Origin of the sequence: Microcystis sp. LE19-84.1B (assembly GCF_027531875.1) — a bacterium.
Taxonomy (GTDB): Bacteria; Cyanobacteriota; Cyanobacteriia; order Cyanobacteriales; family Microcystaceae; genus Microcystis; species Microcystis panniformis.
Window position 1 is genome coordinate 1 of record NZ_JAPZSR010000012.1, and the last position, 3,065, is coordinate 3,065.

The 3,065-nt window shown below is 38.4% G+C and carries 4 protein-coding genes and 2 pseudogenes; 3 read left to right on the forward strand and 3 right to left on the reverse strand.

Annotated elements, in window-relative coordinates:
• Positions 1 to 213 precede the first annotated feature (213 nt).
• Positions 214 to 432, forward strand: a pseudogene (locus O9324_RS00545) (putative toxin-antitoxin system toxin component, PIN family); the annotation flags it as partial.
• 104 nt (positions 433 to 536) lie between these two features.
• Here O9324_RS00545 and O9324_RS00550 read toward each other — a convergent pair.
• The 3 genes and pseudogenes from O9324_RS00550 to O9324_RS00560 all read right to left on the reverse strand — a co-directional run.
• Positions 537 to 611 (reverse strand): annotated as a pseudogene (locus tag O9324_RS00550) (PEP-CTERM sorting domain-containing protein); the annotation flags it as partial.
• A 20-nt stretch (positions 612 to 631) separates the two neighbouring features.
• A complete protein-coding gene (locus O9324_RS00555; protein ID WP_185239239.1) occupies positions 632 to 985 on the reverse strand; it encodes an immunity protein CdiI family protein in 354 nt (117 codons plus the stop codon).
• Between the two features lie 366 nt (positions 986 to 1,351).
• Complete coding sequence (locus O9324_RS00560; protein WP_353851661.1) at positions 1,352 to 1,792, reverse strand: hypothetical protein; 441 nt, start codon at positions 1,790 to 1,792, stop codon at positions 1,352 to 1,354.
• A gap of 229 nt (positions 1,793 to 2,021) precedes the next feature.
• Between O9324_RS00560 and O9324_RS00565 the strand changes: the two genes are divergently transcribed.
• Together O9324_RS00565 and O9324_RS00570 are read left to right on the forward strand one after the other, a co-directional pair.
• Entirely contained in the window at positions 2,022 to 2,306 is a 285-nt protein-coding gene (locus tag O9324_RS00565) for a type II toxin-antitoxin system Phd/YefM family antitoxin (RefSeq protein WP_002748156.1), read from the forward strand.
• On the forward strand, positions 2,296 to 2,619 hold the full coding sequence (locus O9324_RS00570) for a Txe/YoeB family addiction module toxin (protein ID WP_002771556.1): 324 nt from the start codon (positions 2,296 to 2,298) through the stop codon (positions 2,617 to 2,619). Before O9324_RS00565 ends, O9324_RS00570 begins: the two co-directional genes overlap by 11 nt.
• The last annotated feature ends 446 nt before the right edge of the window (positions 2,620 to 3,065 follow it).

The following is a 3,065-nucleotide window of genomic DNA, read 5'->3' on the forward strand; positions in this document are numbered from 1 at the left end:
TCAATCCTTATCTGGCAAGAGATTTAATTGATTAGTTCGCTCCAGATCGCAAACAATTGACAAAAATTGCGGCAATGTCTGTCTCTATAAAGGTTTCATTCCTTATAACCCCGTCCATTGCATAAGACAAACCGAAGAACCTTATGGATAAAGTCGGCAAAAAAGCTCAAGCTAAAGGTTTGACAGAAGATAAACTAACAGAACTATTAGTAGATGAATCCTAATCGAGTTGTTATAGATACCAATGTTTTTATTAGTGCTTTACTCAATCCCCTAGGAACACCCAAAAAAGTAATCAATATAGCAGTCAGTCAATTTACCATTCTCCAGAGCGAGGCAACCTATCAAGAATTGGCAACGAGAATAAGTAAAAATAAATTTGACAAATATTTAGAAAAAGATGATAGGCTAGATTTCTTGTCGTCTCTTAAATTAGTTATTTTCTGGTGTCCCTGAGAATTTTTTGAGGGAGGAATGCAAAAAAATAAACCCCTTTGACTGAATGAAGGGGAATTTATGGTATTTTTAGAAGCAATTTAGCCTACTTTTGTGGTTTCTTTTTCGGTGGATTGACAGGGTTTTAGTTGGCGCTTGAGGGTTGAAGCTGCGTTGGATCCGAAAGTGATGATACTCAAACTGTTATTTTTTGTACTGTAGATTTTGTGGTTATTTCCTTAGGATGTCTAAACAATTGACCTTCATTTTGGTAGAAAACTTCATAATCTGGTGCCAGTTCAAGACGTAACTGTTTCCACAAACTAATTCCTTCTTGTTTAAAATCCGTTTCAGCTTGCTGATTAGGAAAATCTGATAAAGGTGGATAGTCTTGATTCAAAGTCTTATCGTAAGTATCCTGCCATGGGTTTAAACGTTGAATAGTTGCTTGACTTAATGGTAATTCTTCAGGAGCAATGTTATCAATTTCATCTACTCCCCAAAGTGGGTAACTTCCATAATCTGCCCAAAGTTTGATTCTGATTGCCATAACTATCATTCCTGAATAAGTTTATTAATTAATCGAGCCGTAGGTTGGGTTGAGCTATCATTATTGCTCCGGTATTACCCATCGGCTCAAAAGGCGAAACCCAACAAAAATTGTGAAAATATTCCAGGAAGTTGTTGGGTAACAGGCGTCTGAATAAGTTTATTAATTAATCGAGCCGTAGGTTGGGTTGAGCTATCATTATTGCTCCGGTATTACCCATCGGCTCAAAAGGCGAAACCCAACAAAAATTGTGAAAATATTCCAGGAAGTTGTTGGGTTTCCTTGCGTCAACCCAACCTACGAGTCTCAATGCTGCTGCCACAGGAAAAATCTTCAGGTAGAACCTGAGAACGAGGTAATATTATATTACCTCCATTCAACTGAGAAACCAGAACCTACTAATCGCAGATAAACGATTCTTCCGGGCAAATTTCCTTTAAAGAGAATTTTTCCGTTAATGGGGACTCTAGAAGGCATATCTCTCATATATGCTTGATCACCTGGACCTATTGCTCCAATAATGCACCGCGATCCATACAATTGCTTGCCAGTAGAATCAATGATGATAGAGTCTTTGGGATAAAAAGTAAAATCTCTGACTTCCCCTAAGTTTGCAACCATAAAAGTACAAACTACAGAATTATTGTCTTTATTACAATTCTGAATCTCGAAAGCAAAACCATTGCTTACACGTCTCGAATTACGGGCTTGAGCAATATCATCGTGATTCTGATAGAAGTTAGAAGATAAAGCTATAGTTAAGGCTAAAATTGGTAGCCATCTGAAAAATCCTTTTTTCATCACCATTCGCTACTCAGTGCATAAGTGTTCGCCCCCTCGTAGCCAGGTCAAGCAACAACCCAACCCAAGACACAAGGCAGATAGTAGAACAATACACATTCCCCCCCCCACAACTGTATCAAAAGTTACAATTTAATAAATCTTTATATTCTCCTCCCTTCAGATTTTGGGGTTTTTGGGGAGTTCAAGAGCTTGGACTTGTACAATAAGGTTGTACAAGTCTCCCCTAAAAATTATGTTAAGCAAAGAAACCACCTACTCTCAGGCGAGAATGAATTTAGCCGGTATCTTAGATCAGGTGTGTGACGAATCTCAAATTATCGTCATTAAGCGTCGCAATCAGAAAAATGTGGCCTTAATTGCTGAAGATGAGCTTTCCAGTTTATTAGAGTGTGTTTATTTACTGCGATCGCCAGAAAATGCCCAACGCTTATTTCGCTCTTTAGCATGGACCCAGACAGAAGATGCAACTCCTCAAACATTAGCTGAATTGAAAGGGGAGTTAGGAATTGAGTCCTAAAAGAGAAAATAAGCCAGATAAACCTAAAAATAATCCTATTCATGGTTATTTGCCCGTTTTTAGTCCTGATTTCAAAGCAGATTTAGCTTGGTGGTATCGGAACGAACCGAAAAAAGGCGATAAAATTTTAGACTTAGTGGCAGATATTTTGGATGGCGATCCGTTTACAGGATTGGGTAAACCCGAACCTCTTAAGTATATTGCTGCCGACACTTGGTCACGACGGATCGACTTAGAGCATCGTTTGGTTTATAAAGTTACAGGAAATAAGGTTTATTTTTTACAAGCTCGCTATCATTATCAATCAGGCTAAACTCAGACAAACCCATCAAGAACTGTTACAGGAGAAAGGGGACAAGGAACGTAGTACGTTCCCCCTCGTAGCTTGGGTTAAGGGATAGCCCAACCCAAGACAGAAGGAGGACAGTGAAACAATACACACTTTCTACTCTAAGACTGTAGCCTAAGCTACAATTTAATAAATATTTACATTCCTCTCCCTAACGAGCGACTCAGATTTCGGGGTTTTTGGGGAGTTCAAGAGATTGAAATTGTACAATAAGGTTGTACAAGTATCCCCTAAAAATCATGTTAAGCAAAGAAACCACTTACTCTCAAATACCTGGACTTCCCCCATACATAAATACTAAAAAATTAACAAAACCCTTACTGCAGGTCGCTTCTAAGAAAAAATTGAAAAGAGGCTACTGGGTACATTTTTTACTTGAAAATGGCTGTACCGTTGACTGTATCTGGAGT

What these genes read in the sequence shown, in the direction of transcription:
- O9324_RS00555 (WP_185239239.1), bottom strand. Translation starts at nt 985, where the DNA reads ATGGCAATCAGAATCAAACTTTGGGCAGATTATGGAAGTTACCCACTT.
- O9324_RS00560 (WP_353851661.1), bottom strand. Translation starts at nt 1,792, where the DNA reads ATGGTGATGAAAAAAGGATTTTTCAGATGGCTACCAATTTTAGCCTTA.
- O9324_RS00565 (WP_002748156.1), top strand. Translation starts at nt 2,022, where the DNA reads ATGTTAAGCAAAGAAACCACCTACTCTCAGGCGAGAATGAATTTAGCC.